The 3,718-nt window shown below is 65.4% G+C and carries 2 protein-coding genes and 1 pseudogene; all 3 read right to left on the bottom strand.

The window, feature by feature from the left end:
* Positions 1–1,367: pseudogene (locus EII35_RS15230) on the bottom strand (hypothetical protein); the annotation flags it as partial.
* 3 nt (positions 1,368–1,370) lie between these two features.
* Positions 1,371–1,790, bottom strand: a complete 420-nt coding sequence (locus EII35_RS15225; protein ID WP_125229310.1) for a hypothetical protein — start codon at positions 1,788–1,790, stop codon at positions 1,371–1,373.
* 88 nt (positions 1,791–1,878) lie between these two features.
* Positions 1,879–3,030, bottom strand: coding sequence for a S8 family peptidase (locus tag EII35_RS15220; RefSeq protein ID WP_125229309.1), 1,152 nt, complete (start codon positions 3,028–3,030; stop codon positions 1,879–1,881).
* Between the last annotated feature and the right edge of the window lie 688 nt (positions 3,031–3,718).

The following is a 3,718-nucleotide window of genomic DNA, read 5'->3' as shown; positions in this document are numbered from 1 at the left end:
GGTGGGGGTGCTGGGGTGAGGGTGGTGGTGTCGCCTGCGGCGAAGTGGGAGGGGTCGACTTCGGGTGGGTCGTCGTTGATGCGGGTGACCTGGTAGCCGACGAGGGGGCGTTTCTTGTCCTGCTCGTCGCGTCCGGGTGCTCCTCCTGGTGGGGTGCCCCACATGCCGGGGGTGGTGGGGCGTGTGGTCTGTCCGGGGGTTCCGGTTCCTGCGGTCGTGGCTGGGCGGAGGGTGCCGCCTCGGGTGGGCGCGGCTCCGGTGGTGCCGGGTGCCATCGGGTGGCCGGGAACATAGGGGGTTGCTCCGGGGCTGATGCCGGTCCCGATGGGGGTGGCTGCCCTGGTGGCGGCGGTGGCTGCTGCGCCGGTGCCCAGGACACCGCCGACGATGCTCAGCCCATTGGGTTTCGGGGGGCCGCCGAGGGCGGGGTGGTGGTAGTCGGTGCGCCATCGGGGGTCGTCGATGTCGGTGATGCCTGGGGGGAGGTAGCCGCCGATGGGGCCCTGGGGGGTGAGTTTGGCGTTGATGGGGTGGTTGAGGACGTCGTCGGGCCAGCGTGGGTTCTCCACGATGGGTGTGGGGTCGGGGCGCAGTGTGCCGCCGGGGGTGGGGACCAGCCGGGGTGCGGGCTCACCCGGCTGGTAGGGCGGCATCGGGTCGTTGGGGATCACCCTACCGACCAGGCTCCCGGGGCCGGGCGACGGGCTGGTTGGATCCACCCAGTGGCCGGGCCTGCCCGGGACGTGACTGGATCTCGGGTCACCCCCGGACGGGTATCCCGGGGCAAGGTGATCCGGTCCACCACCAGCCGACGGACCACCAGACTCACGAGGACCACCAGAGCTACGATCCAAGTCACGCTTGTCTGTTGACAGGGCACCCAATAGTCCTTCAAGAGTTCCGTTGGCCTCGTCAAGGATGCGCAGGGCCTCCTTCTCGCGCTCAAGGTTGCGTTTCTCGGCGATCCCCTTGTTGTACTCGAACATGGTCATGTAGACCTCACCGAAGTCCACCATCGCCATCTCCTGCAGGGCTCTCGTCTCAGCAGGCGTGTTGAGTTTCGGGATCAGCTGGGAGAACTGCGCGTTGGCGTGCGAGATGGCCTCGCGTGCCTTCTGGTACTTGCCCGTGATGACATTGACGGCCTCGGCGTAGCTGTCGACCTCGGAACTCCGTTCGTCGAGGTAGCTGCGGATGGCGGACCGTACCTTGCCCTCGAGCCCCGGGGTGCGGCGGACGGCCTGGATGGTCTCGCGCAGATCGGTGAGGGTCGACTGGATCTCGGCCAAGATGGTGGGGTCCGCGGTCTCCACCGAGGCCAGGGCGGCCAGTCTTCGAAGACGATCGTAGTTGGGGCTGGTGGGCATGGGTCAGGACTCCTGCCGGGGGTGAGGCGAAGCAGATGGATTGAGGCTGATCGGCCCTCCGGGATGTACGGTCTCGGACGGAGGAGTCAGCACAGACTTGAGGGCATCGAGACCCGCCTTGGCGTCCCCATCCGTCGCCTGGAGTTCCGCCACACAGCTCCGGAGCCCGGCAGTGAAGTTGTCAAGGTTCGCCTTCAGTGTGTTGAGCTTGCCTTGAAGGTCCACCAACTGTTCCACGTAGTGACTCTGGAAGGCCAGGGCCCCGGGCTCCACTCCCCACTGCGTCTCGCTTTGGAGGGCTGCGAGGTTCTCACAACGCTTCGCGTTGTCGGAGGCACAGGTCGCCGCACCGTCCTCCACCTGGGCGATGGAGCGGTTCACCTGCTCCTCGTCGTATCCCACATCCACCGATGCGTCCGTCATCCTCGACCTCCTTACCCACCAAATGCTAGAGCCACGCCCCACCCAAGGGCGACGTCAAAGAATGTCGACTGATTGGCCAGTTCTGGATCTACTTGCGGTGGTAGCGGGGGGAGGTGCCGAAGTGCGAGGTTCGGGGTTGCATGGCGGCCAGCCTCATGTCGATGCCCCGGTAGCGGTAGTTGGGGTCGTCGTCGGCCTTGTAGGGCTCGAGCAGTCCATCGAGGTAGTTCTGGACCTCCTCAGCCGTGACTGGATTGTGGTTGCGGCGGCTCAGGGGGTTGGTGTCCTCGTGCGCGGTGGGGTCGGTGTTGATGAAGGCATCGACTTGGATGATGCCGTAGCCGTAGTAGTCGTTGGGGCTGTCACCGACGGGGTGCGCGGTCGTGATGAGATTGCGGATGAGTTGGTTGCCGGTGGCGTTGGGCCATTTCTGTTTGCCCAACGCCATGAGACCGGTGACCATGGGAGTTGCATAAGAGGTTCCTTGCCTGAGCGCAATCTGGGTGAGATTGCCGCTGCCGTCTGGCTGGCGGGTGGTGATGTCCTCACCGGGGGCAATCACGGTGAGGAAGTCCCCGGTGGAGGAGAACTCCGAACGACGCGCTGTGGCGTCTGAGGAGCCAACCACCACCCAGGAGTTGAGGTCCCCGAACTCCTTTTCCTCCCCCAGATGGTCCTTCTCCCCCGTGTTTCCTGCTGCAATGACAATGGGGACGCCCATGTGATAGGCCCGGAGCGCGGCGCTGAGGGCGACGGTGCTGTTGACATTACCTACGGATAAGTTAATGAGGTCCACGCCATCATCAAGAGCACGGTGAATAGCCGTCCCTGAAATCGTTCCTTCCTTGCATTTCGGGTCGTCAGGCGGATTGTCGCCGTCTGTTTGGACGGTGTAGTTGATGAGTTTGGCCTTGGGCGCCCACCCCCAGGCGGGGTTGACCAGGATCGAGGCCACCGCAGTGGAGTGGTATCGGGTCTCAGGAGTGCCCACAAGGTTGCAGGGGTTCTTGATCTCGATGTCGGCCCCCTGAAGCTCGGGCACGGTGAGGTCAGGCGCACCCTCGATGTAGGCGATGGTGATGCCCTCGCCGTTCAGGCCTTGATCCCGAATCCAGTCCATCCCCACGAGGGTGGCGAATTTCTGGTCGGTGATGGCGTCATCGGCAATGGCTGGGGCTGGGGCAAGGAGGGATGCGGCCAGGGCCAACGCGATGAGGGCGCGGGGGCGGTTGCGGCGCATCTGGTCTCCTTTGATCCGGTCGGACCCAGTCTACGGCGGCGCCTAAGAGGGTGCGCGGATAGGGGGATCGTGACGAGGACTGTCACGGTGGCCTCCGGGCAAGGCGGACGACGAGGAGCGCACTGGATCGTGCGTTCGAGGAGGACAACGCTGCCAGGGGGTCAACGGGGCGACCGCAGTAGATTCGCCTATCCGCGCGCCCTCTAAGATCGCTGGTCGAGCCGTGAGCGTAGCGAGCGTGCGTCGTAGCCGACCGCCACGGTCACGAACCGCCGTCCTGCTTCCGTGGCAGCGTTGACATCGCGGGCTCGCCGAAGCAAAGCGGCGATTCGTGACCACCCCATCCTTCAGCCACCCCCTCCCGCCCAACTCGAGTTCCAGCACCGTGTGCCAGAGGACTCGACAGCGACGGCACGCATGCGCACGGTCCGGCTCGACCGACGGAGAAACAGGGCGCACCCTCCATGGGCGTTGTTCACTGGGCTGAGGCGGCTGCTCTTTTCGGCGTCAGCGCCGCCCTCCCCCACCGCTGCTCACACCGGGTCCGGAACCTGCGGAGTACCGAGCTCGACCATCGCACAAGAAGGGCGCAGCCTAAGAGGGTGCGCGGATAGGCGAATCTACTGCGGTCGCCCCGTTGACCCCCCGGCTGTGTTGTCCTCCTCGAACGCACGATCCAGTGCGCTCT

The sequence above is a fragment of the Arachnia propionica genome (genome assembly GCF_003932785.1).
In the GTDB taxonomy this organism is placed as follows: Bacteria; Actinomycetota; Actinomycetes; order Propionibacteriales; family Propionibacteriaceae; genus Arachnia; species Arachnia propionica_B.
This window is presented reverse-complemented; position numbering and strand designations above follow the sequence as displayed.

What these genes read in the sequence shown, in the direction of transcription:
- EII35_RS15225 (WP_125229310.1), bottom strand. Translation starts at nt 1,790, where the DNA reads ATGACGGACGCATCGGTGGATGTGGGATACGACGAGGAGCAGGTGAAC.
- EII35_RS15220 (WP_125229309.1), bottom strand. Translation starts at nt 3,030, where the DNA reads ATGCGCCGCAACCGCCCCCGCGCCCTCATCGCGTTGGCCCTGGCCGCA.